This is a genomic window from Rhodococcus sp. NPDC078407 (genome assembly GCF_044542515.1).
Lineage (GTDB): Bacteria > Actinomycetota > Actinomycetes > Mycobacteriales > Mycobacteriaceae > Rhodococcoides.
This window is the reverse complement of record NZ_JBITUQ010000009.1, coordinates 29,394-56,060: the sequence shown is the minus strand read 5'-3', so window position 1 is coordinate 56,060 and position 26,667 is coordinate 29,394. Positions and strand designations below refer to the sequence as shown.

The following is a 26,667-nucleotide window of genomic DNA, read 5'->3' as shown; positions in this document are numbered from 1 at the left end:
TTACCGTGAGGATACTTTTTTGTCCATAGCTACTGCCCGCGACACGCCTGTCCGAGGATGACCGCGCGGCCGTCGGGCCGTAGGCTTCGCGGTGTGCAGAGATGGCGAGGTCTCGACGATGTACCTGCCGACTGGGGTCGGTGCGTGCTGACGATCGGCGTCTTCGACGGCGTTCATCGCGGACACGCACAGTTGATCGGGCGCGCGGTGGATGCCGCGAAGGCGCGCGGTGTACCCAGCGTGCTCATGACCTTCGATCCGCATCCGATGGAAGTCGTACGGCCAGGAAGCCATCCTGCTCAGCTGACGACCCTGACGAGGCGGGCCGAACTGGCCGAGGAACTGGGCATAGATGTTTTTTGTGTCATGCCGTTCACGCCCGAGTTGATGAAGCTCACGCCGGAGCGATACGTACACGAAATCCTGATCGAGCGGCTGCATGTCGCGGAGGTCGTCGTCGGCGAGAATTTCACCTACGGCAAGAAGGCGCTCGGCACCGTTCCGATGTTGCGCAAGATCGGCGAGCGGTCCGGATTCGCCATCGACGGAGTCAATCTGCTCGCCGAACACGCGGTGACGTTCTCGTCCACGTACATCAGATCCTGTGTCGATGCCGGGGATGTCGCGGCAGCTGCTGCAGCGCTGGGGCGGCCGCACCGGGTCGAAGGCGTCGTCGTGCACGGTGACGGACGTGGCCGTCAAATGGGCTATCCCACAGCGAATGTCGCGCCGCCCATGTACTCGGCGATACCCGCTGACGGCGTCTATGCGGCTTGGTTCACCGTGCTCGGCCCTGGCCCCATCATGGGCACCGTGACGCCGGGGGAGCGGCATCCGGCGGCCGTGTCGGTGGGCACCAACCCCACGTTCTCGGGTCGCACCAGGACGGTCGAGGCATTCGTGCTCGATGGTGAGGCAGACCTCTACGGCCAACATGTGGCGGTCGACTTCGTCGAACGACTGCGGGGGATGGAAAAATTCGACTCGATGGAGGCGCTCGTGGTGGAAATGGGCCGGGACGCCGACCGCGCCCGGTCGATCCTGGCCTCGAGCCCCGCCTGATAGGCTGTCTCCTCGGTGCTCGCTGCGGTCCGCGGCGGCTGTACCGGTTTCGTTCCCGCCCGTTCGATCGGCGGGAATCGTTGCTTCCTTTCACGCGGACGTCATTGATCAGGAGTTGTACCAGTGGCATTGACCACCGAACAGAAGAAGGCCGTTCTCGGCGAGTACGGCTTGCACCCCACCGACACGGGCTCGCCCGAGGCGCAGGTTGCAATGCTCACCAAGCGCATCGTCGACTTGACCGAGCACCTCAAGATGCACAAGCACGATCACCACTCCCGCCGCGGCCTGCTGCTGCTGGTCGGACGTCGTCGTCGTCTGCTCAAGTACATCGCCAAGGTCGACGTCACCCGTTACCGCTCGCTCATCGAGCGTCTGGGTCTGCGTCGATAATTCGCATCTACGCGAGGATGGCACCGATGCATGGTTCGACGCGCCGGTGCGCACCCGACTCGCAGCAATAGTGCAGTAGCCAACGAGGCAGTGCTTAGACTGTTCCTCGTTGGCTATCTGTGTTTGCACAGCAAGAACAGTTCTGCCAGCACGACAACGCGGATGCACGGCATCCGCACACGCCGTGTATGCCTGTCATGCCGTGGTGACGGTCTTCGGTAGTGGCCTTTCGGATACGAGATCCGATGGGCTTCGATCGATGGCCGCCTCCGCGCAGCCGCGTCCCGAGCAAGCTCGGAGATGGACGGCACAGGTATGCCGCCACAGCCAGGAGGGCTCGTGGTGTGTCCACGCGGGCACGGCAAAGACGAGAGGACGAGAAGAGAACATATGACAGAGACAACAACCGTGGACGTCGAAGAAGGCGTCTACGAAGCAACTGCGATCATCGACAACGGCACGTTCGGCAAGCGCACCATCCGCTTCGAGACCGGTCGCCTCGCACAGCAGGCCGCAGGCGCAGTCGCCGCGTACCTCGACGAGGACACGATGCTGCTGTCGGCAACGACCGCAGGCAAGCACCCCCGCGAAGGGTTCGATTTCTTCCCACTGACGGTCGACGTCGAAGAGCGGATGTACGCGGCGGGCCGGATCCCCGGATCGTTCTTCCGCCGCGAGGGCCGTCCGTCCACCGACGCCATCCTCACCTGCCGCCTGATCGACCGGCCGCTGCGTCCGACATTCGTCGACGGACTGCGCAACGAGATCCAGGTCGTAATCACGGTGATGAGCCTCAATCCCGCGGATCTGTACGACGTCGTTGCCATCAACGCGGCATCGGCCTCCACGCAGATCGCCGGACTGCCGTTCTCCGGCCCGATCGGCGGCGTTCGCGTCGCACTGATCGACAAGCAGTGGGTTGCGTTCCCGACCAACGAGCAGCTCGAGAAGGCCGTGTTCAACATGGTCGTCGCCGGACGCATCGTGTCCGGCTCCGGTGCCGACGCAGACGTCGCGATCATGATGGTCGAAGCCGAGGCCACCGAGAACGTCATCGAGCTCATCGACGGCGGTGCCACCGCCCCCAACGAGGCCGTCGTCGCCGAGGGCCTCGAGGCATCCAAGCCGTTCATCGCAGCCCTGTGCACCGCACAGCAGGAGCTCGCATCGAAGGCAGCCAAGCCCACCGGCGACTACCCCGTCTTCCCGGCGTACCAGTCGGACGTCTTCGAGGCTGTGGAGAACGCCGCGAAGATCCCGCTGAACGAGGCACTGACCATTGCCGGCAAGGCCGAGCGCGAGAACAAGCTCGACGAGGTCAAGGCTCAGGTTCTCACGTCGGTCGGAGACAGCTTCGCCGGACGTGAGAAGGAGATCGGTGCAGCGTTCCGTGCACTGACGAAGAAGTCGGTTCGCCAGCGCATCCTCACCGATCACTTCCGTATCGACGGCCGCGGCATCACCGACATCCGGTCGCTGTCCGCCGAGGTCGCGATCATCCCGCGTACCCACGGATCGGCGTTGTTCGAGCGCGGCGAGACCCAGATCCTGGGCGTCACCACCCTGGACATGGTCAAGATGGCGCAGCAGGTCGACTCGCTCGGGCCCGAGACGTCCAAGCGCTACATGCACCATTACAACTTCCCGCCGTACTCCACCGGTGAGACGGGCCGCGTCGGTTCGCCGAAGCGTCGCGAAATCGGCCACGGAGCACTCGCCGAGCGCGCTCTACTGCCGGTGCTGCCCAGCCAGGCCGAGTTCCCGTATGCCATCCGCCAGGTCTCCGAGGCATTGAGCTCCAACGGCTCGACCTCGATGGGCTCGGTCTGCGCATCGACTCTGTCGCTGCTCAATGCCGGTGTGCCGCTGCGTGCCCCGGTTGCCGGTATCGCGATGGGCCTCGTGTCCGACGAGGTCGACGGCGAGACTCGCTACGTCGCCCTCACCGACATCCTCGGTGCCGAGGACGCGTTCGGCGACATGGACTTCAAGGTCGCCGGAACCAAGGACTTCGTCACCGCGCTGCAGCTCGACACCAAGCTCGACGGCATCCCCTCCAAGGTGCTCGCCGGCGCTCTGTCGCAGGCCAAGGATGCTCGCACCACGATCCTCGAGGTCATGGCCGAGGCCATCGACACCCCGGACGAGATGAGCCCGTACGCGCCTCGCGTCACCGCGATCAAGGTGCCGGTCGACAAGATCGGCGAGGTCATCGGGCCCAAGGGCAAGATGATCAACTCCATCACCGAGCAGACCGGTGCCAACATCTCGATCGAAGATGACGGCACGGTCTACGTCGGTGCAGCGGACGGCCCGTCCGCACAGGCCGCGATCGACATGATCAACGCCATCGCCAACCCGCAGCTGCCGAAGGTCGGCGAGCGATTCCTCGGAACCGTTGTCAAGACAACGGCTTTCGGTGCATTCGTCTCGCTGCTCCCGGGCCGCGACGGACTGGTGCACATCTCCAAGCTCGGTAACGGCAAGCGCATCAACAAGGTAGAGGACGTCGTGAGCGTCGGATCCAAGTTGCGCGTCGAGATCGCCGATATCGACAACCGCGGCAAGATCAGCCTCGTTCCCGTCGAGGACGACAACGCGGCTGCTCCCGCCGATGCTCCCGAGGCACCCGCCGAGGTCAGCGCTGAGTAAGAAGCAACCGAGCCGAACGGTACGTCCCCTCGGGACGTACCGTTCGGCCGTTCCAGAGAGCACTGGTATCGACACGGGCGTGCAGCGCACGACTATCCCCGGCGGTCTTCGGGTCGTCACCGAGTTCGTGCCCGGCGTTCGCTCGGCCTCGGTCGGTGTGTGGGTCGGAGTGGGCTCACGCGACGAACAACCCAGTGTGGCCGGCGCTGCGCACTTCCTCGAACATCTCCTGTTCAAGTCGACGCCGACGCGCAGTGCGCTCGAGATCGCTCAGGTGATGGACGGTGTCGGGGGAGAGCTGAACGCATTCACGTCCAAGGAGAGCACCTGCTTCTACGCGCACGTGCTCGACGAGGACGTGGCACTCGCCATCGATCTGGTCAGCGATGTGGTGCTACGCGGCCGGTGTCGATCGGCGGATGTGGACGTCGAGCGTCAGGTGGTGCTCGAAGAGATCTCCATGCGCGACGACGATCCCGAGGACCTGCTGGGAGATGCCTTCCTGGAAGCCATGTTCGGTGATCATCCGATCGGACGTCCGATCATCGGTTCCGTCGAATCCATCGAATCGATGACCCGAGCGCAACTGCACTCGTTCCATGTAAGGCGGTACACCCCGCAGCGGATGGTGGTTGCGGTGGCGGGCAACGTCGATCACAAGCAGATCGTCTCGCTCGCACGCCGGGCCTTCTCCGGTCATCTGGAAAAGGGTGTGCGGCCGGCCGAAAGGCGCGGTGGTACAGCGCGATTGCGTAGCGCTCCCACGTTGAGCCTCACCACTCGTGACAGCGAGCAGGCGCATCTGTGCCTGGGTGTACGCGCGTTCGGACGTCACGAAGGACATCGTTGGGCGTTATCGGTGCTGAACTCGGCAGTGGGCGGCGGGCTCAGTTCGCGTCTGTTCCAAGAGATCAGGGAAGAGCGTGGCCTGGCGTACTCGGTGTACTCGTCGGTGGACACATTTGCCGACAGCGGTGCCTTCTCCGTCTACGCCGGCTGCCAGCCGGAAAATCTGGGTGAGGTCACCACCGTGATTCGCGAGGTGCTCGCCAAGGTTGCGGCCGAGGGCATCACCGACGCGGAGTGCGCGCGGGCCAAGGGCTCTCTACGTGGGGGTCTGGTTCTGGGCCTCGAAGATTCGGGCTCTCGGATGAACCGGATCGGTCGCAGTGAACTGAACTACGGCAATCACCGGGACATCACCGATACCTTGGCGCGAATCGACAGCGTCGGCAACGACGAGGTGCGCGAGGTCGCCGCGGTGTTGCTCGATCGGCCCTTCGGTGCGGCGGTGGTGGGGCCCTACAAGAGCGCTCGCCAGCTGCCGGCGTCGGTCAAGTCCCTGGTTCGGTAGCGTCGCCGATCACGGATCGGGTCCGGAGGTTGTCAGGCAAGTAGACGTTGCCTACTCTCGCCCGTGACGTCGGCTTTCCGAACAGGATCGACTAGCGCTGGCGAACCTGTCGGGCCAGGGATACGTCGATGTGTACGCCGCGTCGGTCAAGGAGGCAGCGTGAGCACATCCGACCAGCAGGGACGACGTCGGACCGTCCTCGTCACCGGGGTCGGCCGGCGGCAGGGAATCGGATTCGCCATCGCCCGTCGGCTGCTCGGCGACGAGACCACCCGCGTCTTCGCGCAGTCGTGTGACGGCTACGACGTCACCGAGCCGTGGGGAGTCGGAACAGCGGGAGCGAAGAAGGTGTTGGCCGAGCTGTCGACCGCCACCGACAGGCTCGGCCACCTCGACGTCGATTTCGTCGATCCGGCGGCTCCTGCAGCTCTCTTCGACGCGGCGGAAGCCGGGTTCGGTGCCACAGACTCGCTGGTGGTCAATCATGCACGATCGCAGCTGGGCGATCTGGCTTCGATGACTGTGAGAACGCTCGACCTGACGTGGGCGGTGAATGGACGGGCGTCGTTGCTGCTGGTGCAGGAATTTGCGCAACGGTATGGGCGTCACCCGGACGGCGGACGCGTCGTGTTGTTCACCTCCGGGCAGGGCCAGGGGCCGATGCCGACCGAGATTCCCTATGCGGTGAGCAAGGGTGCCATTGCCGCGATCACATCGACGTTGGCCGATTCGGTGATCGAACGGGGTATCACCGTCAACACGATCAACCCGGGTCCCACCGACACCGGTTGGGCCACCGGAGATCTGAACGAATTCGTCGGTCGCCATATGCCGCGCGGTCGGTGGAACACTCCGGACGAGGCCGCGGCCGTGGTGGCGATGTTGCTATCCCCCGATTCGGGGTCGATCACCGGTCAGGTGATCGGGGCCGAAGGCGGGTTTCGACGCTTCACGCCGTGACCGCAGCTCGAGACCGAGTCAGAGCTTCTTCTTGCCCAGCAACAACTTCCAGGGCACCAATGCCGACTCGAGCTGAACCGACAGGCTCATCTTGGATTCGCCCTCGCTGCGCTCTTCGAACGTGATCGGTACCTCGGCGAGAGTGAGACCGTGCTTGACCGTCCGGTAGTTCATCTCGACCTGAAATGCGTAGCCGTTGCTCTCGACCGACGCCACATCGATGGTGCGCAGGGTGCGCGCATGCCACGCTTTGAACCCCGCCGTCGCGTCCTTGACGCCCAGTCGCAGAATCGTGTTGACGTAGAAATTCGCCCATGCGGACAGGGCCTTGCGGTGCCAGGGCCAATCGGCGGCGACCGCTCCGCCGGGCACATACCGAGACCCGAGAACGACAGCAGCATCGCTGGTGTTCAGCTTGTCGATCATCGCCGGGATCACCTCGGTAGGGTGCGAGAGATCGGCGTCCATCTGAATCACGATGTCCGCGCCCTCGTCCAAGGCACGTGTCATGCCTGCGACGTATGCGCGTCCCAGCCCGTTCTTCTCGGTGCGGTGCAGAACGCTGACGTCGATGGGGCCGTCGATGGCCAATTTGTCTGCGACGTCGCCGGTGCCATCGGGTGAATTGTCGTCGACGACCAACACGCCGAGCCCCTCTACCTGCAACCCTGCCAGCAGCTCGACGAGCTTGGGGAGGTTCTCACGTTCGTTGTACGTCGGCACAACGACGGTGGTCTTCGGGGCGACTCGTTCCGTACTCACCACCGTATGATCCGTGATTCGGGGTTCCGATCCAAATATCGGACACGATCGGCCGTGTCGGTTCGGCGGTTCGGTCAGGGATGAATCCGCGCGCGCCCGTCAACGAGCGGCGTCGACGAACATGTGGTCGCGCAGTAGAGGAACACAGGTACTCGAGCCGATTTCGGCCGCGATAGTCACGTCCTCCGGATGCCCCATCGCCGCCAGTTCCTGTCCGGACGCGCATCGGCGCAGCTCGGAGCCCACATTGGGTGCCACGTCGCGCCAGGCGTTCGCCGCGATCACCGCCTCGGGAGAAGCGTCGTCGACTCCGGATTCGAGCAGTTCGGTGATGACCGCGCCGGCACCCCACAGGTCCTCTGCGGCCGGACGGAGGGAACCGTCCGGCCATTGTTCACCCGCCGCTATGACGGCAATCACCGCGTCGGGGTGTTCGGCACGTAGCCATTGCCCGATCGTCGCGGCATTTCTCATTGACGCACCCACACACGAACCCACCCTGCCCGTGAGTGCTCTGGCGATCGTGGAGCCGTTGGGAGAGGGCAACACCAGCCGTGCGGGTGCCGGTGCGCTGCGGATGGTGGCCGGGCACAGGCTGAGGTGGCCCGGAGCGGCTGCCGATCGGCCTACTGCGAGCGTCGCGTCGAACTGTTTCGCGAGCTGTGCGGCTCGGTCGTCGCGCCACTCGCACGGAATCACGTCGATGCCGGCGTCCATCGCCACCGTCAGGGTCGTCGTGAACGACAGGACATCGACGACCACGGCAATATCCGCCTCGTCGGCAACGGCATTCGCACCCGATAGTCCCCACTCGAAGCGGAGCCCGTACGCACTCTGGGACAGCTCGGGGTCGACGGTCATTCCCGAACCGTATCGCCGAGCCGGGTCGAGGTGAACGACGGTGCTACCTTCGGCGAAGAATCGAATGGGGGAGCCGAGGATGCAGTTGGAGCTGGACACGAAGGTGATCGTCCTGGTGGCCGGTCTTCTGCTGATGTGGGCCTTGGGCTTGGGAGCGCTGAAGTATCGACAGATGTCGACGTCGGCGGACGGGGCGGCACATCGGTATGTCGACATAGCGCATCGAGCGGCGCTGATGTACTCGTTCGCTGCCCTGGTTCTGGCCGTTCTCGCGCAGTTCAGCGCCTGGCCGGTTCCGGTCGATCTGGCCGCCGCATCGGTGGTGCTGCTGTTCTTCGTGGCGGCGATCGCCGGCTACACCGTGCACGGGATCCGCCGCGACACCGAGAATCAGTTCGTGGATCCCATCCCGGGCACGCACCTGTTCATGGCCTTGTTGATCGTCGGCGAAATCGGCGGTACAGCGGTGCTCGTGGCCGGTTTCGCAGTTCAGCAGTTCGGTCCGAGCTGAGGCTTCGAGCTACCGAGGGTCCAGGTACAGCTGGGCGGTCTCGGTGGCTACCGCAGACACCGCAGCAGCCAGACCGGGCTCGAGATCCAGCGCAGCGGTGAGTCGTTCTCCGCGCAGTCCCTGCGTCCGCAGCAGCTCCCAAGCTTGTTCGACGAGGCGCACCGAGGTGGGATGGTCCAGCTCCGGGCGGTTGGAGCGTAGTGCAGTCGCCGCCCAGTCCGCATCGAACGTCCCGTTGGGCGGACCGAACACACGCTCACCGGACGAATAGCTCTTCGGCTCCATACTGTCCGACGCTAGCAGGATCGGGCGGCTGTGCAATCGTGACCGAAATGCATCGGGGCAGCACTACCTAACCGATCGGTTTCTTCAGTACGGTATGGCGATGTACGGCGGCTACCGCAGGGTTCCACTCGCGCTCTCGGTCGCCGGGTCACTGACGCTCGGTCTTCTCACCGGCTGTTCCGGCGAGGACGGCAGCGTGCCGGTCGACGAGGTCTCGGCTCGCACGAACTACACCACGATCACGGGATCGTTGGTCGTCGGTGATCCCATGGCCGGTCCGGTGGCGCCCACCGAAGCGCTGCCGCCGGTGGTGGTGCCGGAGATCCCGGGAAGTCTCGACGGCGGCCGAACTCCGAGTTCGTCGCCGGTCGGGGTCACCGATGTCGTGATGGTGAACTCCTCGACAGTCGAATATCGGCTGGCAGGCAATGGCCCGGTGTCGTACACGGTGCGGTACGTCGACGAGGCCGTCAGCTATGCCACCAGTGAACCGCTGGCGGTGCCGGGCACATCGGCATTGCAGGTGGACCTGTCGGGCACGTCGCCGGAGTCGGACGAGACGTTCTCCCCGTATGCCGGGCCCGAACGAATCCGAGGCGATACGAACTCCGCGCTCGTCTCGGTCGACTTTCTGGCCGGCCCCGGCGGGATCTCGCAGTCGTTCATCGGAGTTGCGGCGGATCGGCCCGAGTTCACGGTGACGACCACCGAAGAACCCGCTGCGGTGATTGTCACTGTCGAGTCCTGACCGAAGCCGCAGCGTCGAATGCACTTCGGCCGTGGCTGTTTCGATCCGTTGTGCGCGAACCGCGCGGTAGCATCACGATGTGTCCGACGCCACCGCGGGAGAGAGCCCATCCGGTCGTCTGCGCGTCCTCGTGTACAGCAGCAATGCCGCGACCCGTGCGCAGGTGCGGTCTGCGGTGGGAACTCGACCGGATCCCGCACTCGGTGATATCGAGTACGTCGAGATCGCCACGGCAGCGGTCGTCATCGAGCACATGGATGCCGGCGGTGCTGCGTTGGCGATTCTGGACGGCGAGTCCTCACCCGTCGGGGGTCTGGGTCTGGCGAAGCAGTTGAAGGACGAGATCGCCGACTGCCCACCGGTGTTGGTGCTGATCGGGCGTCCGGACGACGCATGGTTGGCCGATTGGTCGCGCGCCGAGGCTGCCGTCCCGCACCCACTGGATCCGATCCGGCTCGGACGTGCTGTGGTCGATCTGTTGAGGCAGCGCTCGGTTCACGACGCCGGAATCTCTCGGTCGCGGTAGATCAGACCGTCTTCTCCGATGCCGGCACCGTCAGTACGAACCGGTGGATCGCTCCTGCGATGACCGCTCCGAGCGCAGGGAACACGATGAACACCCATAGCTGAGACAGTGCAGGGCCGCCGGCGACGAGCGCAGGTCCGAAGGAACGAGCGGGGTTGACCGAGGTCGAGTCGATGCCGATGCCCAGTAGGTGAACCACAGTCAGAGTCAGGCCGATCGGGATGCCGGCCGCCACGACGGGGTGAACGGTGGGGGCCGTGGTGGCCAATACGACGAGGACGAGCAGGCCGGTCGCAATCGTCTCGAAGACGGCCACCGACAGCAGGCCGTATTCTCCGGGCGAGGAACTGCCGAATCCGTTGGTGCCCAGCCCGTCCGACGACATGTCGTATCCGGGACGGCCGGATGCAACCGCCAGTACGATCAGCGCGCCGATCAGGGCACCGACGGCCTGGGCGGCGATGTAGAACGCAGCCTTGATCGGGGTGATGGCGCGAGCTATCAGGGCCCCGATCGTCACGGCCGGGTTGATGTGACAGCCCGAGATCGGACCGATCGCGTACACGAGGGCCAACAGGGTCAGCCCGAATGCCAGGGCGATACCGGGGGTTCCGACGGTGTCGCCCGCGATGACGGCGGTGCCGACGCCGAATATCACGAGCAGGGCAGTTCCCAGTCCCTCGGCGACGAGCGCAGAGACGGAAATCGACTTCATCGTTTCTCCTTCGTGACTTCGGTGGCCCTTCTTCGGGCGACCGTGAATGTTCGGTGGTTGGTCGGCAGCCGCGGTCCGGAGGGTATGTGGAAGGGCAGTGAATCGGATCACACCGGATCCGCGCCCCCGACACCTCGACCATGGGCGTCAACGGTTTACGAAACTGAACTCATCGAAATCCCGCGAGATCGACCTCGAACCCATACTGTGTGTTTCAGGTCACATTGATACGGCCGTCGCATTCGGTTCGCGTCGGCGCGACGTCGATCGAGGGAGTCGATGCCCTGATGAACGCTTACGTTCCGATCCTCGTTCTCGGTGCCATAGCGATCGTGTTCGCGGTGTTCTCGGTGATGGTCGGCACCATGGTGGGGCCCGCGCGGTACAACCGCGCCAAGTTCGATGCGTACGAGTGCGGCATCGAGCCGACGATGCATGCTCCTACGGGTCAGCGGTTTCCGGTGAAGTTCTACTTGACCGCAATGCTGTTCATCATCTTCGACATCGAGATCGTCTTTCTCTATCCGTGGGCGGTCCACCTCGACGTACTGGGTGCCTTCGGGCTTGCCGCCATGGCGCTGTTCGTCGTCAACGTGTCGGTCGCCTACGTCTACGAATGGCGACGAGGCGGGCTCGGTTGGGACTGATTCGACGAAAAACGGTTCTTGTTCTCGATGTGCGGAAGCGAAAGAGCGTGATCGATGGGACTCGAAGAAAAGCTGCCCAGTGGATTTCTGTTGACGACCGTCGAAGGGCTGGCCGGATACGCCCGTAAGGGTTCGCTCTGGCCGGCCACATTCGGTCTCGCGTGCTGTGCGATCGAGATGATGGCCACCACGTCCGGTCGCTTCGACCTCGCTCGATTCGGCATGGAAGCCTTCCGGGCGTCGCCGCGACAAGCGGATCTGATGATCGTGGCGGGCCGCGTCAGTCAGAAGATGGCTCCCGTACTGCGGCAGGTGTACGACCAGATGGCCGAACCCAAATGGGTCCTGGCCATGGGAGTTTGCGCGTCCTCGGGCGGAATGTTCAACAATTATGCGGTAGTCCAAGGCGTCGACCACATCGTCCCCGTCGATATCTACCTGCCCGGGTGTCCACCCCGACCGGAAATGTTGCTCAATGCAATCCTGGAGCTGCACAAAAAGATTCAGCAGATGCCGCTCGGGGTCAATCGTGAGCAGGTGCGTGCGGCCGCCGAGGCCGCAGCGCTGGCGTCCACCCCGACCATCGACCTGAAGGGGCTGCTGCGATGACGGCGCACGGATCCCGCGGGATGTTCGGTGTCCGGGGGAGCGGCGACACCTCCGGCTACGGCCGGCTGCAGCCGCCGGTGGCATCTGCGGACACGGCTGTCCGACCCTACGGCAGCTACTTCGACGCCCTGGTCGATCGATTGGCCACTGTTCTCGACACCGGTGACGCGGCCGTGCCGTTCGAGGACGCCGTCGAGCGTGCCGTGATCTTTCGCGATGAACTGACGCTGCACCTTTCGCGCGAGCATGTGCCCGCTGTGGCGCGCGCACTGCGTGACGACGAGGAACTGAGATTCGAATTGTGCACGGGGGCATCGGGTGTGCACTACCCGGATCAGGTCGGCCGGGAATTGCGCGCTGTCTACCATCTGGTGTCCATCACCCACGGACGCCGTCTGCGACTCGAAGTGGCTGTGCCGGATGCAGATCCGCATACACCCTCGCTCTGCGGCGTGTATCCCACCAACGACTGGCACGAGCGCGAGGTCTACGACTTCTTCGGCATCGTCTTCGACGGTCATCCCGCACTGACGCGGATCGAGATGCCCGACGATTGGGTCGGTCACCCACAACGCAAGGACTATCCCCTGGGGGGAATTCCCATCGAGTACAAGGGCGCTCGGGTCGCGCCTCCCAACGAGCGCAGGTCGTACAACTGATGAGCGCAACGGATGAAACCATCTATGCAGTGTCGGGCCAGGACTGGGACGACGTGGTCGAACTCGCGCGTGGGTCGACCACGGAACGCATCGTGGTCAACATGGGCCCGCAACACCCGTCGACCCACGGCGTTCTGCGGTTGATCCTCGAGATAGAAGGCGAAACCGTCACCGAGGCTCGATGTGGCATCGGTTATCTGCACACCGGTATCGAGAAGAACCTGGAGTACCGCAACTGGACTCAAGGCGTCACGTTCGTCACTCGGATGGACTATCTCTCGCCCTTCTTCAACGAGACGGCATATTGCCTCGGGGTGGAAAAGCTACTCGATATCACCGACGACATTCCCGAGCGCGCGACGGTCGTCCGAGTGATGCTGATGGAGCTCAATCGGATCTCCTCGCACCTCGTCGCTTTGGCCACGGGCGGAATGGAATTGGGTGCCGTGACGGCCATGCTGTTCGGCTTCCGCGAACGCGAACTGGTTCTCGACGTCTTCGAGGCCATCACCGGACTTCGAATGAATCACGCCTACATCCGTCCCGGCGGCTTGTCTCAGGATCTGCCCGCCGATGCGGTCGACAAGGTCCGCGAGCTACTGCGGGTTCTTCCCGGCCGACTGAACGATCTCGAACTCATGCTCAACGACAACCCGATCTGGAAGGCCAGAACCGAGAACGTCGGCTATTTGGACCTCACCGGGTGCATGGCCCTCGGCGTCACCGGACCGGTGCTTCGCTCCACCGGACTTCCCTACGATCTGCGCCGGTCCGATCCCTACTGCGGGTACGAGAACTACGAATTCGATGTCGTCACCGACACCGGGTGCGACTGCTACGGGCGCTATCTGATTCGCGTGGAAGAGATGAAGGAATCACTCAAGATCGTCGAGCAGACCCTCGATCGCCTGCGGCCCGGACCGGTCGTCATCGACGACAAGAAGATCGCCTGGCCGGCCGAACTGGTTTCCGGGCCGGACGGTCTCGGCAATTCTCAGGACCACGTGCGGACCATCATGGACACCTCGATGGAGTCGTTGATCCACCACTTCAAATTGGTGACCGAGGGAATGCGAGTGCCGGCGGGCCAGGTGCTGTCCACGGTGGAGTCGCCGCGAGGCGAACTGGGTGTGCACATCGTCAGCGACGGCGGAACTCGGCCCTACCGAGTGCATTTCAGAGACCCCTCGTTCACCAACCTGCAGGCGGTTGCCGCGATGTGCGAGGGCGGCATGATCTCCGACGTCATCGCTGCCGTCGCCAGCATCGATCCTGTGATGGGCGGGGTGGACCGATGACCACGCCGCACTCGGAGCCGGTGCTGGTCCAACTCGGAGCCCGCCCGGAAGAAGCCGTACAACTTGTCGGCCCCGACGCACCCGCGTCCTATCCCGTCGATGTCCGAGCCCGCCTGCGCGCCGACGCCGACATCATCGTCGCTCGTTATCCTCAGGCACGATCGGCGTTACTACCACTGCTGCACCTGGTGCAATCCGAGGACGGCTATCTGACGCCGGCCGGAATCGAATTCTGCTCCGGCGTCCTCGATCTCACCGGTGCAGAGGTGACCGCGGTCGCGACGTTCTACTCGATGTACCGCCGCGAGCCCACCGGAAACTATCGCGTCGGAGTGTGCACCAACACCCTGTGCGCCGTCATGGGCGGCGACGCCATCATGGATGTCCTGCGAGACCACCTCGATATCGACCACGGCGGCACCACGGCCGACGGTGCCATCACCCTCGAGCACATCGAGTGCAATGCCGCATGCGACTTCGCGCCGGTGATGATGGTCAACTGGGAATTCTTCGACAACAGCACTCCGGCGTCGGCGCGGGAACTGGTCGACGCGCTTCGATCCGGTGCGCAGGTGACCCCGACCCGCGGTGCCCCGCTGTGCACGTTCCGCGAGACCGAGCGAATTCTGGCGGGGTTCGCCGACGACCGCCCCGGGGCGCTCGAATCGTCCGGCAGCGCAGGCGAAGCCAGTCTCGTCGGCCTGCGGTACGCCCGAGAGCACTCCATGTCGGCTCCTCGGGCCGTCGCAGGCTCCCCGGACGATCATCCCGATCTGGGTGCCGAGGCCGTGGCTGAGACGGTGCGCGAGAAACCGGCTCCGGCTCCCTCGGCGACCGTGCCACCACAGCCGAACACCATCGAGACCGATCCACCGACGAAGGGGGAGTGACATGGCCCTGACGCCGGTGCTGAGCGAGTTCTGGGACGGGAAGGACTCGTGGACACTCGAGACCTACCGCAGTCACGACGGATATGTGGGGCTGGAGAAGGCCCTTGCCATGGCCCCCGACGACCTCATCGCGTTCGTCAAGGATTCCGGCCTGCGCGGCCGCGGCGGTGCGGGATTCCCCACCGGAACGAAGTGGAGCTTCATTCCTCAGGGTGACGGTAAAGCTCACTATCTGGTGGTCAACGCCGACGAGTCGGAGCCGGGTACGTGCAAGGACATGCCACTGTTGATGGCGAGCCCGCACACGTTGATCGAAGGAATCATCATCGCCGCCTACGCAATACGTGCGTCGCACGCATTCGTCTACGTTCGCGGCGAAGTGGTACCGGTGCTGCGCAGACTGCACGCCGCGGTGGCCGAGGCCTACGCCGCGGGATACCTGGGCGAGGACGTTCTCGGCTCGGGGTTCGACCTCGAGTTGGTGATCCACGCCGGGGCCGGGGCATACATCTGCGGCGAGGAAACGGCTCTGCTCGATTCCTTGGAAGGGCGACGAGGTCAACCCCGGCTGCGTCCACCGTTCCCCGCAGTGGCCGGTCTGTACGCGCGCCCGACTGTGGTCAACAACGTGGAATCGATCGCCAGCGTCCCGGTGATCCTGCGCAAGGGAATCGAATGGTTCCGATCGATGGGAAGCGAGAAGTCACCCGGATTCACCCTCTACTCGATATCCGGCCACGTGGGTTGCCCCGGCCAGTACGAGGCCCCGCTGGGCATCACCCTGCGCGAGCTCCTGGACTACGCGGGTGGCATCCGGCCCGGTCACGAGCTGAAGTTCTGGACACCCGGAGGATCGTCGACGCCGATGTTCACCGGCGAGCACCTGGACGTGCCGCTCGACTACGAGGGCGTCGGCGCCGCCGGATCGATGTTGGGCACCAAGGCCTTGCAGATCTTCGACGACACGACGTGCGTGGTGCGAGCGGTGTTGCGCTGGACGGAGTTCTACGCACACGAATCCTGCGGCAAATGCACGCCGTGTCGAGAAGGGACCTACTGGCTGGTGCAGATACTGCGCCGCCTCGACGGCGGAACGGGCACCGAAGCGGACCTCACGACACTGCTCGACATCGCAGACGGCATAGCAGGAAAGTCGTTCTGCGCGTTGGGAGACGGAGCCGCAAGCCCGATCGTGTCCTCGCTGAAGTACTTCCGCGACGAATACATCCGACACGTCACCGAACAGGGTTGCCCGTTCGACCCCCATCTGTCCACCCTCTTCGCAGAGGAGCTGACGTCATGACGGTAACCCCGGGTCGTTCCGCGGGCTCCACTCCTACACCATCCGGTCGTTCCGCGGGCTCCACTCCTACACCATCCGGTCGTTCCGCGGGCTCCACTCCTGCACCGTCTTCACAGCCTGAGCAGTCGGTTGCCGAGGTGGAGATGGTGACCCTGACCATCGACGACCACGAGATCAGCGTTCCCAGGGGCACGTTGGTGATTCGTGCTGCCGAGCTCATGGGCGTGCAGATCCCACGCTTCTGCGATCATCCGCTGCTCGATCCGGTGGGGGCGTGCCGGCAATGCCTGGTCGATGTCGAGGGGCAGCGCAAACCGTTGGCGTCCTGCACGACGACGGTGACCGAGGGCATGATCGTGCGCACTCAGGTGACATCGGAGTCGGCGGAAAAGGCGCAACGCGGCGTCATGGAATTGCTGCTGATCAATCATCCGCTCGATTGCCCGGTGTGCGACAAGGGCGGAGAGTGCCCGCTGCAGAACCAGGCAATGGCTGCGGGTCGAGCTGAGTCCAGATTCGTCGAGACCAAACGCACGTATCCCAAGCCTATTCCCTTGTCCGCCGAGATTCTGCTCGACCGCGAGCGATGCGTCCTGTGTGCGCGGTGCACCCGCTTCGCGGCCCAGGTGGCCGGAGATCCGTCCATCGAATTGCTCGAACGCGGTGCGGTGCAACAGGTGGGCATCTTCGGTGACGAACCGTTCGACTCCTACTTCTCGGGCAACACCGTTCAGATCTGTCCGGTGGGCGCGCTGACCAACACCGAGTATCGGTTCCGGGCTCGTCCATATGACCTCACCTCGTCGCCGAGCGTGTGCGAGCACTGCGCGGGGGGCTGCGCTCAGCGCACGGACCACCGTCGCGGCAAGGTCCTTCGCCGGCTGGCAGGAGACGATCCGCAGGTCAACGAAGAATGGAACTGCGACAAGGGACGGTGGGCTTTCCAGTACGCCACCGAATCCGATCGCATCACCGCTCCGATGATCCGCGACGAATCAGGGGAGCTGATCGAGACGTCGTGGTCGGCAGCGCTGGCAGCTGCTGCAACAGGATTGGCGGCGTCCGTAGGTCGGGCCGCGGTCCTCGTCGGCGGAAGAGCGACGCTCGAAGATTCCTACGCGTACAGCAAGTTCGCCCGAACGGTATTGCACACCAACGACATCGACTTCCGTAACCGCAGCCACAGCGGCGAAGAAGCGGACTTCTTGGCCGGTCGTATCGCAGCGACCGGGTTGGGGGTCACCTACACCGATCTCGAGAACGCCCCGGTGGTGCTGCTCGTCGGCTTCGAGCCCGAAGAGGAATCGCCACTGGTGTTCCTGAGGCTCCGGAAGGCGCACCGCACGAACGCCGTGGTGGTGGCGTCGATCGCACCGTTCTCCACCCGGGGGCTCCGAAAGCTCGACGGCATTCTGCTGCAGTCGATTCCCGGTGACGAGCCGCGGTGGCTGGACGCGTTACACGTCGGCGATCGCGGCACCGAATCCATAGCTCAGCTCCTCCGGGAGCCCGGCGCGACCGTTCTCGTGGGTGAGCGGCTCGCCTCCGTTCCCGGTGGCCTGTCCGCAGCGTCGAAGCTGGCCGACGACACCGGGGCACGCCTGGCATGGATTCCGCGGCGCGCCGGGGAACGCGGTGCCCTCGATGCCGGTGCGCTGCCGAACCTGCTGCCGGGCGGGCGGCCGGTGGCCGACGCGGCGGCGCGCGCCGAGGTAGCGGCCGTATGGGGAGCAGAACTCCCTACGGGCGCGGGCCGCGATACCGGGGCGATACTGGCAGGTGCCGGTCCCGAGCGTGTATTGCTCACTGCAGGAATCGAACTCGATGATCTGCCGGATTCCCGCGGTGCGCTCGACGCACTGGACCGATCGGCGTTCGTGGTGAGCCTCGAACTTCGACACAGCGCGATCACCGAGCGCGCGGACGTGGTCTTCCCGGTGGCACCGGTGGTCGACAAGCAGGGAACTTTCGTCGATTGGGAGGGCAGAGCACGCGCTTTCGACACTGCACTCGGTGCCGGCGCGGTGATGCCGGACCAACGCATCCTCGATGCCATCGCCGCACAGATGGGCGTCGAACTGGCCGTGCCCGACGCGGCAGCGGCACGTGCCGAACTGACGCGCCTCGGGGTGTGGAACGGCACGCGCACGCCGGTGGCCCGAGTGACACCCCGTGCGGACGTTCCGGCCCTCGGCTCAGGGGACGCGATTCTGGCCACATGGCGGATGCTCATCGATGCGGGACGGATGCAGGACGGTGAGGACAATCTCGCCGCGACCGGCCGCACGCCCACGGTTCGACTGTCGCCGGCCAGGGCTTCGGCCATCGGAGCGGAGACCGGGGACCTGGTGAGCGTTGTCACGGATCGTGGCTCGATCACGTTGCCGCTGACGATCACCGATCTGCCCGACTCCGTGGTGTGGGTGCCGATGAACTCGCCCGGCTCGGCGGTCTACCGCTCGCTCGGCGCGGAGTCCGGTGCGGTGGTGAGAATCCGCAGGGCGCAGCCTGGGGAACACATCGAAGGTGGAGCATCGTGATCGTCTCTGCGCCGACCGATCTGTCGATGTTCGGTACCGACCCGTGGTGGTTGGTGGTCGGCAAAGCGTTGGCGGTCTTCGTTTTCCTGGTACTAACGCCGCTGATCGCGATCTACGCCGAACGCAAGATCATGGCGTGGATGCAGATGCGGGTGGGGCCGAACCGGGTCGGTCCCTGGGGGCTGTTGCAGTCCCTGATGGACGGAATAAAGCTCGCGCTGAAGGAGGGAATCACCCCGACCGGGGTCGACAAGCCGATCTACATTCTGGCCCCGATCATTTCGGTGGTACCTGCGTTCATGGCGTTCGCAGTGATCCCGTTCGGGCCGGAGGTGTCGGTGTTCGGCACCACGACCCCGCTGCAGATGACCGACCTGCCAGTGGGGGTTCTGTACATCCTGGCTGTCACCTCGGTGGGCGTGTACGGGATCGTGTTGGCAGGCTGGGCGTCGGGTTCGACATATCCGTTGCTCGGCGCACTGCGTTCGACCGCGCAGGTGATCTCCTACGAGGTCGCGATGGGGCTCTCGTTCGCAGCCGTGTTCCTCTATGCGGGGACCATGTCGACGTCCGGAATCGTTGCTGCGCAACAAAATACCTGGTACATCTTCCTGTTGTTGCCGTCCTTCCTGGTGTATGTGACGGCCATGGTCGGTGAAACGAATCGCGCTCCTTTCGATTTGCCCGAGGCCGAAGGTGAGCTGGTGGGCGGCTTCCACACCGAATACTCGTCTTTGCGTTTCGCCATGTTCATGCTCGCCGAGTACATCAACATGGTCACGGTGTCGGCGCTGGCCACCACTTTGTTCCTGGGCGGCTGGCGGGCCCCGATTCCGTTGAGTCTTTGGGCCGGTGCCAATTCCGGGTGGTGGCCGGTGCTCTGGTTCGTCCTCAAGGTGTGGGTGTTCCTGTTCGTGTTCATCTGGTTGCGTTCGACATTGCCGAGGCTGCGCTACGACCAGTTCATGAACTTCGGCTGGAAGATCCTCATTCCGGTCGCCCTGGTGTGGGTGATGGTGATCGCGACGGTGCGGGTACTGGGGGCCGGGCGATACGACGTTCCGCTGGTGACGTTCATTTCGTCGATGATCTTCGCGGTGGTCGTTCTGGCGTGGCTGCTACTCGTACTGCAACGACGCGCACGCGGTCGAAACGTCCCGCCTGCTGGACCTATCGAAGAATTCGACGCTGCGGCAGGTGGATTTCCGATTCCCCCCATCCCCGAGCAAGGCTCGACTTTTTCGAGTCGGCATGCCGGTTCGCGGTCTCACCCGAGCCGTTCACAGAAGGAGAATGCCGATGCCTGAATTTCTCGGTCCCATAGCCGGTTTCGGGGTCACCTTCGCCACGATGTTCAAGAAGCCCGAGACCGAGCTGTATCCGGAAGAGAAAAAGCCGACCGAAGTTCGGTATCACGGTCGGCACCAGCTCAATCGATACGCCGACGGCCTGGAGAAGTGCATCGGCTGCGAACTGTGTGCGTGGGCGTGTCCTGCCGACGCCATCTACGTAGAGGGAGCCGACAACACCGAAACCGAACGATTCTCGCCGGGCGAGCGGTACGGCGGGGTATACCAGATCAACTACCTGCGGTGCATCGGATGCGGTTTGTGTGTTGAGGCCTGTCCTACGAGGGCTCTGACCATGACCAACGAGTACGAGCTCGCCGGTGACAACAGAGCCGATCTGATCTACGAGAAGGACGAACTGCTGGCACCGCTCCAACCCGAGATGCAGCCACCGCCGCATGCGATGGCAGCGGGATGCTCGGCCGAGGACTACTACCGGGGCGCCGTTACCGCCGCTGCGAGCCAGGCCGAAACAGAGGCAGGTCCGGTGACATGACGGCCACCGTGCAGCTCGCCCTCGACGCGACATCCACCGGTGAGGCCGTGCAATTCTGGACCCTGGGTGTCGTGGCCGTCCTCGGAGCTCTGGGTGTGGTGGTGAGCACCAAAGCTGTCTACTCCGCGCTGTTCCTGGCCGCCACGATGGTGGTGCTCGCGACCTTCTACATGGCGCAGGGGGCGCTGTTCCTCGGTGTCGTACAGATCGTCGTCTACACCGGAGCAGTCATGATGCTGTTCCTTTTCGTGCTGATGCTCGTTGGAGTCGACACGTCGGAGTCGCTGACCGAAACCCTGCGTGGACACCGCATCGCGGCCGTCGTCATCGGAATCGGATTCGGACTGCTGATCATCGGGGTACTGCTGCGCGAAGCGGCAAATGCCGGTCGGCTCGACTTCACCGGGTTGGAGGTGGCCAACGCCACCGGCAACGTCGAGGGCCTGGCCGAGCTGATCTTCGTCGAGTACGTGTGGGCCTTCGAGCTGACTGGAGCGCTGTTGATCACTGCCACCATCGGGGCGATGATCCTGGCGCACCGGGAGGTGCTGGGTCCGGTGAAAGGCCAGCGGGAGATGTCGCAGGACCGATTCCGCGACGGTTCCACGGTGACGCCGCTACCGAGTCCCGGTGTGTTCGCCCGACACAACGGCGTCGATCGCCGCGCACTGTTGCCCGACGGAACCGAATCCGAGTCGTCCGTCAACGCCATGTTCGCCGATCAACGGACTCAGTACAAGGTGGACGGGGGTGACGAGCGATGAATCCCGAGAACTACCTCTACCTGTCCGTTCTGCTGTTCACGATCGGCGCGGCCGGTGTCATCGTCAGGCGCAACGCCATCATCGTGTTCATGTGCATCGAATTGATGCTCAACGCAGTCAATCTCGCGTTCGTCACGTTCTCCCGCATGCACGGCAATCTCGACGGGCAACTGTTCGCGTTCTTCACCATGGTGGTCGCGGCTGCCGAGGTGGTGGTGGGTCTGGCAATCATCATGGCCATCTTCCGTTCTCGTCGCTCGATCTCGATGGACGAGAACTCACTGATGAAGAACTGACGGGGGCATGGAAACGATGTCGATCCTGTGGATTCTCCCGGCGCTGCCGGCGCTCGGCGCAGCGGTCCTGCTGCTCGGTGGCAGGCGTTCCAACTCTTGGGGGCACCTGGCAGCAACGGCTGCAGCGGTGGCGTCGTTCGTGGTTGCGGCGCTGGTGTTCACATCGATGCTCGCACGGGACGAATCGAACAGGACCATCACTCAGACGTTGTTCCGCTGGATTCCCGTCGACGAACTCCAGGTCGATTTCGGTTTGCGCGCAGATCAACTGTCGATCTGCTTCGTCCTGCTGATCACCGGAGTCGGGTCACTAATCCACGTGTACTCCATCGGGTACATGAGTCACGACGCGGAGCGCCGCCGCTTCTTCGCGTATCTCAACCTGTTCCTGGCTGCCATGCTGCTGCTGGTACTGGCCGACAACTTCCTCGGACTCTATCTGGGATGGGAGGGCGTCGGCCTCGCGTCGTACTTGCTGATCGGGTTCTGGCAGCACAAGCCGTCTGCCGCCTCGGCTGCCCGAAAAGCATTCGTGGTCAACCGTGTCGGTGATATCGGTCTGGCCATTGCGTTGATGATCATGTTCGTGAATTTCGGGTCGGTGCAGTACGACGTGGTGTTCGACGGCATCGGAAGCTCGAGCGAATCGGTGGCCACCGCGATGGCGCTGATGTTGCTGCTGGCGGCGTGTGGAAAGTCGGCGCAGGTACCGCTGCAGTCGTGGCTCGGCGACGCCATGGAGGGCCCGACTCCGGTATCGGCACTGATCCATGCGGCGACGATGGTCACCGCCGGGGTGTACCTCATCGTGCGCTCCGGACCGGTCTTCGAGGCGTCGCCGGCGGCCCGCGCAGCCACCGTCACCGTAGGTGCGGTCACGCTGCTGTTCGGTGCCGTGATCGGCTGCGCAAAGGACGACATCAAGAAGGCGCTCGCGGCCTCGACGATGAGCCAGATCGGGTACATGGTGCTCGCGGCCGGCCTCGGCCCGTCCGGCTACGCCTACGCCATCGTGTTGTTGCTCTCGCACGGCTTCTTCAAGGCCGGCCTGTTCCTGGGGGCCGGCTCGGTGATGCATGCGATGAACGACGAGACCGACATGCGAAAGTTCGGCGGGCTCCGTGCCGCTATGCCGATCACGTTCGTCACGTTCGGTCTGGGCTACCTCGCCATCATCGGGGTACCGCCGTTCTCCGGGTTCTTTGCCAAGGATCCGATCATCGAGGTTGCGTTCGCGGCCGGGAATGTGGCAGGTCCGATTCTCGGCAGCGTGACATTGCTCGGTGCCGGCCTGACCGCCTTCTACATGACTCGGGTGATGCTGATGACGTTCTTCGGGCCGAAACGGTGGGCAGCGCAGGCACATCCGCACGAGGCGTCGGCGACGATGACGACTCCGATGATCCTCCTGGCCGTCGGTTCGGTTGCCTCGGGGGCGTTTCTCGTGGTGGGTGGACGGCTCGAGACGTGGCTGGAACCGGTGGTGGGATCGGCCCATGAGGAGCATGCGATACCGGCCTGGGTCGTCACTGTCGCGGTGATGGGAGTGGTGGCCGTCGGCGCGGGAGTCGCGTACCGGAAGTACATCGCTCAGGAGGTTTCCACGACACCGCCCGAGAAGGTATCCGTGCTCACCCGGGCCGCCCGGGCCGACCTGTACGGAGATGCCGTCAACGAGGCAACCTTCATGCGTCCCGGTCAAAAACTCACGCGCGCAATGGTGTACGCCGACAGTGCCGGTGTCGACGCAGTCGTGAACGGGGTGGGGAGATCGATCGGCGGCGTGTCGAACCGTTTCCGGCAACTGCAGACCGGATTCGTACGGTCGTACGCGCTGGCGATGTTCGCGGGAGCCGTTCTCGTCGTACTGATGGTGGTGGTCCTGTGACGATGCCGTGGTTGACGGTCTTGTGGGTACTTCCGGTCATCGGTGCGATCGTCGTCGCCTTCGTTCCCGCCGGTCGACCGACGCTCGCCCGGACCGTGGCAGTGGGTGTCGCGGCGGGCACGCTCGTGCTGTCCGCGGCGCTGGCGGTGTCGTTCGATTCCGGTGGCGATCGCTACCAGTTCGTCGAAGACCATTCCTGGATAGCAGCGTTCGGTGCGCGGTACACACTCGGACTCGACGGCATCGGCCTCGTGCTGGTGTTGCTGACCACCGTCCTGACTCCGCTGCTACTGGTTGCGGGGTGGCACGACGGCAGCCGTGTCGCGAACTACGGATCGCGTCGGGTCTCGCACACCTACATGGCGTTGATTCTGGTGGTCGAGTCGATGGTGATCGTCTCGTTCCTTGCCTTGGACGTGTTGCTGTTCTACATCTTCTTCGAGGCAATGCTGATTCCGATGTACTTTCTCATCGGTGGTTTTGGCGGCACCGAGCGAACGCGCGCCGCGGTGAAGTTTTTGTTGTACAACCTGTTCGGCGGCCTGGTGATGTTGGCTGCCGTCATCGGGTTGTACGTTGTCACCGCCAGGCCGGAAGGGCCGTTCGACGGCGGCACGTTCGATCTCCGCGCGACCGCGGATGCGGCGGCGTCGGGCGGGCTCGGGGTGGATTCTGCGGTACTGAACGCGCTGTTCCTGGGCTTCATGTTCGCGTTCGCGATCAAGGCACCACTGTGGCCGTTCCATACGTGGCTTCCTGACGCCGCCGTGCAGTCCACTCCCGCGACAGCGGTCATGATGATGTCGGTGGTGGACAAAGTCGGCACCTTCGCGATGCTTCGGTTCTGTCTCGAACTGTTCCCTGGGTCGTCGCAGACGTTCGCCCCGTGGATCGTCACGCTGGCGGTGATCGGAATTGTCTACGGCGCGATTCTGGCGATCGGCCAGACCGACATGATGAGATTGATTGCATACACGTCGATTTCGCACTTCGGGTTCATCATCCTCGGCATCTTCGCCATGACCGGTCAGAGTCAGGCCGGTGCCACGCTCTATATGGTCAACCATGGAATCTCGACTGCTGCATTGTTCTTGATCGCTGGCTTCCTCGTGTCGCGTCGAGGGTCACGAGCCATTGCCGACTACGGCGGTGTGCAGAAGGTGGCGCCGGTGCTCGCCGGGACATTCCTGATTTCAGGTCTGGCCACGCTCTCACTCCCCGGCCTGGCCCCGTTCGTCAGCGAATTCTTGGTCCTGATCGGCACATTCGGTCGTTACGGTGTCGCAGCGATCGTGGCGACCGGCGCGCTGGTTCTGTCTGCGATCTACATACTCTGGCTGTATCAGCGAGTGATGACGGGGCCTGCGCCGGTGGGCGACCAAAAGATCGCCGATCTCGTTCCTCGTGAATTGGCCGTGGTGGTTCCTTTGCTCGCATTGCTGCTCCTGTTCGGGGTGTACCCGAAACCGGCCCTCGATGTCATCACTCCGGCAGTGCAATCCACGATCGTCGACAGTCCAGGAGGCCAGCGATGACCACGCCCGAGGTGCAGTACGGCCTACTATCGCCGATGCTGATCGTATTCGGGGTCGCGGTTCTCGGGGTACTTGTCGAAGCGTTCGTACCGATGCGGGCACGTCGCGCGACCCACCTGGGTATTGCGCTCGCCGGGTTGGTCGCGGCTCTCGCCGCTGTTCTCGGCCTGGCCGGTACGGAGGCCTCTGCGATGAACGGGGCTGTGGCCATCGACGGGCCGACTCTCTTTCTGCAGGGAACCATTGTGCTGGTGGCAATCCCGGCAATCGCCCTGCTGGCCGAGCGCACCGTGGCCATCACCGGTGCCGGAGCCGAGCGTCGCATCGATTCGTTCACTCCGCAGGCATCCACTACCCCAGGGAGTGTGGCGGAGAAGGAAGCCATCGACGCCGGCGTTGCCCAGACCGAGGTGTTTCCGTTGGCGATGTTCGCGATCGGGGGCATGTTGTTGTTTCCGGCATCGACGGATCTGCTGACGATGTTCGTGGCGCTCGAAGTGCTGTCGTTGCCGCTGTATCTGCTCTGCGGGCTGGCTCGACGACGGCGGTTGCTCTCACAGGAAGCAGCGCTCAAATACTTTCTGCTGGGCGCGTTCTCGTCCGCGTTCTTCCTGTTCGGGGTCGCATTCCTGTACGGCTACGCCGGAACCGTTCGATTGGACGGCATCGCCGATGCCATCACGGTGGACGGTCAGGGCCGATCGCTCGCGCTGATCGGAACCGCGTTGCTGGCCGTGGGTTTGCTGTTCAAAGTCGGTGCCGTGCCGTTTCATTCGTGGATTCCCGACGTCTACCAGGGTGCCCCCACGCCGGTGACGGCTCTGATGGCCACGGTGACCAAGGTCGCGGCCTTCGGTGCCATTCTTCGCATCTTCGGGATGGCGTTACCCGGTCTCGAATCGAGTTGGCGACCGATGCTGTGGGTCGTCGCCATCGCGACGATGGTGCTCGGCTCGGTTGTTGCGGTGACGCAGACCGACGTCAAACGCATGCTGGCGTACTCGTCCGTGGCGCACACCGGGTTCATCCTCACCGGAGTGACGGCACTGGGTCATTCGGGTGATGTGGGTAGTTCAGGTGTGTCGGCCACGATGTTCTATCTCTTGGCGTATTCCTTCAGCACTCTCGGGGGGTTCGCGATCATCGGGTTGGCGCGCGACGAGCGTGGTGAGGTGAGCGATCTGGAACGGTGGGCGGGGATCGGTCGTCGGTCACCGTTGGTGGCCGCGGTGTTCGGATTGTTCCTGCTCTCGTTTGCCGGTATCCCGCTGACCAGTGGGTTCATCGGTAAGTTCGCGGTGTTCAGCGCTGCCTCCGGTGCCGGGGGAGCGGCCCTGGTCGTGGTCGGGGTGGTGTGCAGCGCCATAGCGGCGTTCTTCTACGTGCGGGTGATCGTGCTGATGTTCTTCACCGAGCCGGGCGAGAGGACTGCCACGATCGTGCGTCCGACTGCGTCGGTGTCGTGCGCGATCGGGGCTTCGGTGGTGGTCACCGTGGTTCTCGGCGTCTTCCCGCAGCCCGTCCTCGATCTTGCCGCACGTGCTGGAACTTTTCTGTAGCCGTC

The 26,667-nt window shown here is 64.1% G+C and carries 26 protein-coding genes; 22 read left to right on the top strand and 4 right to left on the bottom strand.

Translation table 11 applies throughout. From position 1 onward, the window contains the following. The first annotated feature begins 93 nt into the window (after nucleotides 1-93). The 5 genes from ACIGGF_RS11620 to ACIGGF_RS11600 all read left to right on the top strand — a co-directional run bounded on the left by ACIGGF_RS11620 (nucleotide 94) and on the right by ACIGGF_RS11600 (nucleotide 6,421). The gene (locus ACIGGF_RS11620) at nucleotides 94-1,062 is read left to right on the top strand and encodes a bifunctional riboflavin kinase/FAD synthetase (RefSeq protein ID WP_397521467.1); all 969 of its coding nucleotides are present in this window, start codon (nucleotides 94-96) and stop codon (nucleotides 1,060-1,062) included. 123 nt (nucleotides 1,063-1,185) lie between these two features. Then, nucleotides 1,186-1,455: a 30S ribosomal protein S15 gene (gene rpsO, locus ACIGGF_RS11615; protein ID WP_027496764.1), complete on the top strand. Its 270-nt coding sequence runs from the start codon at nucleotides 1,186-1,188 to the stop codon at nucleotides 1,453-1,455. A gap of 390 nt (nucleotides 1,456-1,845) precedes the next feature. Next, entirely contained in the window at nucleotides 1,846-4,107 is a 2,262-nt protein-coding gene (locus ACIGGF_RS11610) for a polyribonucleotide nucleotidyltransferase (RefSeq protein ID WP_397521466.1), read from the top strand. Next, nucleotides 4,070-5,461, top strand: a complete 1,392-nt coding sequence (locus tag ACIGGF_RS11605) for a M16 family metallopeptidase (RefSeq protein ID WP_397521465.1) — start codon at nucleotides 4,070-4,072, stop codon at nucleotides 5,459-5,461. The genes ACIGGF_RS11610 and ACIGGF_RS11605 overlap by 38 nt, the downstream gene beginning before the upstream one ends. Before the next feature lie 159 nt (nucleotides 5,462-5,620). Then, nucleotides 5,621-6,421, top strand: coding sequence for an SDR family oxidoreductase (locus tag ACIGGF_RS11600; protein WP_397521464.1), 801 nt, complete (start codon nucleotides 5,621-5,623; stop codon nucleotides 6,419-6,421). An 18-nt stretch (nucleotides 6,422-6,439) separates the two neighbouring features. On the opposite strand, the gene ACIGGF_RS11595 is transcribed toward ACIGGF_RS11600, so the two are convergent. After that, nucleotides 6,440-7,183 (bottom strand): polyprenol monophosphomannose synthase, encoded by a 744-nt coding sequence (locus ACIGGF_RS11595; RefSeq protein WP_397521463.1) that lies wholly within the window; start codon nucleotides 7,181-7,183, stop codon nucleotides 6,440-6,442. A gap of 99 nt (nucleotides 7,184-7,282) precedes the next feature. Beyond that, the gene (locus ACIGGF_RS11590) at nucleotides 7,283-8,044 is read right to left on the bottom strand and encodes a 2-phosphosulfolactate phosphatase (protein WP_397521567.1); all 762 of its coding nucleotides are present in this window, start codon (nucleotides 8,042-8,044) and stop codon (nucleotides 7,283-7,285) included. A 79-nt stretch (nucleotides 8,045-8,123) separates the two neighbouring features. On the opposite strand from ACIGGF_RS11590, the gene ACIGGF_RS11585 reads away from it, so the two are divergent. Beyond that, nucleotides 8,124-8,555, top strand: a complete 432-nt coding sequence (locus tag ACIGGF_RS11585; RefSeq protein WP_397521462.1) for a hypothetical protein — start codon at nucleotides 8,124-8,126, stop codon at nucleotides 8,553-8,555. 9 nt (nucleotides 8,556-8,564) lie between these two features. Here the strand turns inward: ACIGGF_RS11585 and ACIGGF_RS11580 are convergent, their stop codons facing one another. Continuing rightward, entirely contained in the window at nucleotides 8,565-8,840 is a 276-nt protein-coding gene (locus ACIGGF_RS11580; protein ID WP_397521461.1) for a hypothetical protein, read from the bottom strand. Nucleotides 8,841-8,940: 100 nt separating this feature from the next. Between ACIGGF_RS11580 and ACIGGF_RS11575 the strand changes: the two genes are divergently transcribed. Together ACIGGF_RS11575 and ACIGGF_RS11570 are read left to right on the top strand one after the other, a co-directional pair. Beyond that, nucleotides 8,941-9,588: a hypothetical protein gene (locus ACIGGF_RS11575; RefSeq protein WP_397521460.1), complete on the top strand. Its 648-nt coding sequence runs from the start codon at nucleotides 8,941-8,943 to the stop codon at nucleotides 9,586-9,588. 79 nt (nucleotides 9,589-9,667) lie between these two features. Beyond that, on the top strand, nucleotides 9,668-10,114 hold the full coding sequence (locus ACIGGF_RS11570) for a hypothetical protein (RefSeq protein ID WP_397521459.1): 447 nt from the start codon (nucleotides 9,668-9,670) through the stop codon (nucleotides 10,112-10,114). 1 nt (nucleotide 10,115) lies between these two features. Here ACIGGF_RS11570 and ACIGGF_RS11565 read toward each other — a convergent pair whose 3' ends face one another. Further along, entirely contained in the window at nucleotides 10,116-10,829 is a 714-nt protein-coding gene (locus tag ACIGGF_RS11565) for an aquaporin (RefSeq protein WP_397521458.1), read from the bottom strand. Between the two features lie 287 nt (nucleotides 10,830-11,116). Here ACIGGF_RS11565 and ACIGGF_RS11560 point away from each other — a divergent pair, with 287 nt between their 5' ends. Genes ACIGGF_RS11560 through nuoN form a run of 14 tightly spaced genes read left to right on the top strand, consistent with a single transcriptional unit; the run spans nucleotide 11,117 to nucleotide 26,662 of the window. Then, on the top strand, nucleotides 11,117-11,476 hold the full coding sequence (locus ACIGGF_RS11560; protein ID WP_397521457.1) for an NADH-quinone oxidoreductase subunit A: 360 nt from the start codon (nucleotides 11,117-11,119) through the stop codon (nucleotides 11,474-11,476). 54 nt (nucleotides 11,477-11,530) lie between these two features. Then, entirely contained in the window at nucleotides 11,531-12,085 is a 555-nt protein-coding gene (locus tag ACIGGF_RS11555; protein ID WP_068050739.1) for an NADH-quinone oxidoreductase subunit B family protein, read from the top strand. After that, nucleotides 12,082-12,744 (top strand): NADH-quinone oxidoreductase subunit C, encoded by a 663-nt coding sequence (locus ACIGGF_RS11550; protein ID WP_397521456.1) that lies wholly within the window; start codon nucleotides 12,082-12,084, stop codon nucleotides 12,742-12,744. Before ACIGGF_RS11555 ends, ACIGGF_RS11550 begins: the two co-directional genes overlap by 4 nt. After that, entirely contained in the window at nucleotides 12,744-14,042 is a 1,299-nt protein-coding gene (gene nuoD / locus ACIGGF_RS11545) for an NADH dehydrogenase (quinone) subunit D (RefSeq protein ID WP_397521455.1), read from the top strand. Before ACIGGF_RS11550 ends, nuoD begins: the two co-directional genes overlap by 1 nt. Then, a complete protein-coding gene (nuoE, locus tag ACIGGF_RS11540) occupies nucleotides 14,039-14,932 on the top strand; it encodes an NADH-quinone oxidoreductase subunit NuoE (RefSeq protein WP_397521454.1) in 894 nt (297 codons plus the stop codon). The genes nuoD and nuoE overlap by 4 nt, the downstream gene beginning before the upstream one ends. A 1-nt stretch (nucleotide 14,933) precedes the next feature. Next, a complete protein-coding gene (gene nuoF, locus ACIGGF_RS11535; RefSeq protein ID WP_397521453.1) occupies nucleotides 14,934-16,235 on the top strand; it encodes an NADH-quinone oxidoreductase subunit NuoF in 1,302 nt (433 codons plus the stop codon). Beyond that, nucleotides 16,232-18,775 carry an NADH-quinone oxidoreductase subunit G gene (locus ACIGGF_RS11530; RefSeq protein WP_397521452.1) on the top strand — a complete coding sequence of 848 codons (2,544 nt, stop codon included), beginning with the start codon at nucleotides 16,232-16,234 and terminating at the stop codon, nucleotides 18,773-18,775. The genes nuoF and ACIGGF_RS11530 overlap by 4 nt, the downstream gene beginning before the upstream one ends. 26 nt (nucleotides 18,776-18,801) lie before the next feature. Continuing rightward, nucleotides 18,802-20,082, top strand: a complete 1,281-nt coding sequence (gene nuoH, locus ACIGGF_RS11525; RefSeq protein WP_397521566.1) for an NADH-quinone oxidoreductase subunit NuoH — start codon at nucleotides 18,802-18,804, stop codon at nucleotides 20,080-20,082. Continuing rightward, the gene (nuoI, locus tag ACIGGF_RS11520) at nucleotides 20,075-20,620 is read left to right on the top strand and encodes an NADH-quinone oxidoreductase subunit NuoI (RefSeq protein ID WP_397521451.1); all 546 of its coding nucleotides are present in this window, start codon (nucleotides 20,075-20,077) and stop codon (nucleotides 20,618-20,620) included. Before nuoH ends, nuoI begins: the two co-directional genes overlap by 8 nt. Next, nucleotides 20,617-21,384 carry an NADH-quinone oxidoreductase subunit J gene (locus tag ACIGGF_RS11515; RefSeq protein WP_397521450.1) on the top strand — a complete coding sequence of 256 codons (768 nt, stop codon included), beginning with the start codon at nucleotides 20,617-20,619 and terminating at the stop codon, nucleotides 21,382-21,384. Before nuoI ends, ACIGGF_RS11515 begins: the two co-directional genes overlap by 4 nt. Beyond that, nucleotides 21,381-21,680: an NADH-quinone oxidoreductase subunit NuoK gene (gene nuoK, locus ACIGGF_RS11510; RefSeq protein WP_008717020.1), complete on the top strand. Its 300-nt coding sequence runs from the start codon at nucleotides 21,381-21,383 to the stop codon at nucleotides 21,678-21,680. The genes ACIGGF_RS11515 and nuoK overlap by 4 nt, the downstream gene beginning before the upstream one ends. 16 nt (nucleotides 21,681-21,696) lie before the next feature. Continuing rightward, the gene (gene nuoL, locus ACIGGF_RS11505) at nucleotides 21,697-23,568 is read left to right on the top strand and encodes an NADH-quinone oxidoreductase subunit L (protein WP_397521565.1); all 1,872 of its coding nucleotides are present in this window, start codon (nucleotides 21,697-21,699) and stop codon (nucleotides 23,566-23,568) included. Between the two features lie 2 nt (nucleotides 23,569-23,570). Continuing rightward, complete coding sequence (locus tag ACIGGF_RS11500; RefSeq protein WP_397521564.1) at nucleotides 23,571-25,103, top strand: NADH-quinone oxidoreductase subunit M; 1,533 nt, start codon at nucleotides 23,571-23,573, stop codon at nucleotides 25,101-25,103. After that, nucleotides 25,100-26,662 (top strand): NADH-quinone oxidoreductase subunit NuoN, encoded by a 1,563-nt coding sequence (nuoN, locus tag ACIGGF_RS11495; protein ID WP_397521449.1) that lies wholly within the window; start codon nucleotides 25,100-25,102, stop codon nucleotides 26,660-26,662. The genes ACIGGF_RS11500 and nuoN overlap by 4 nt, the downstream gene beginning before the upstream one ends. Nucleotides 26,663-26,667 lie beyond the last annotated feature (5 nt).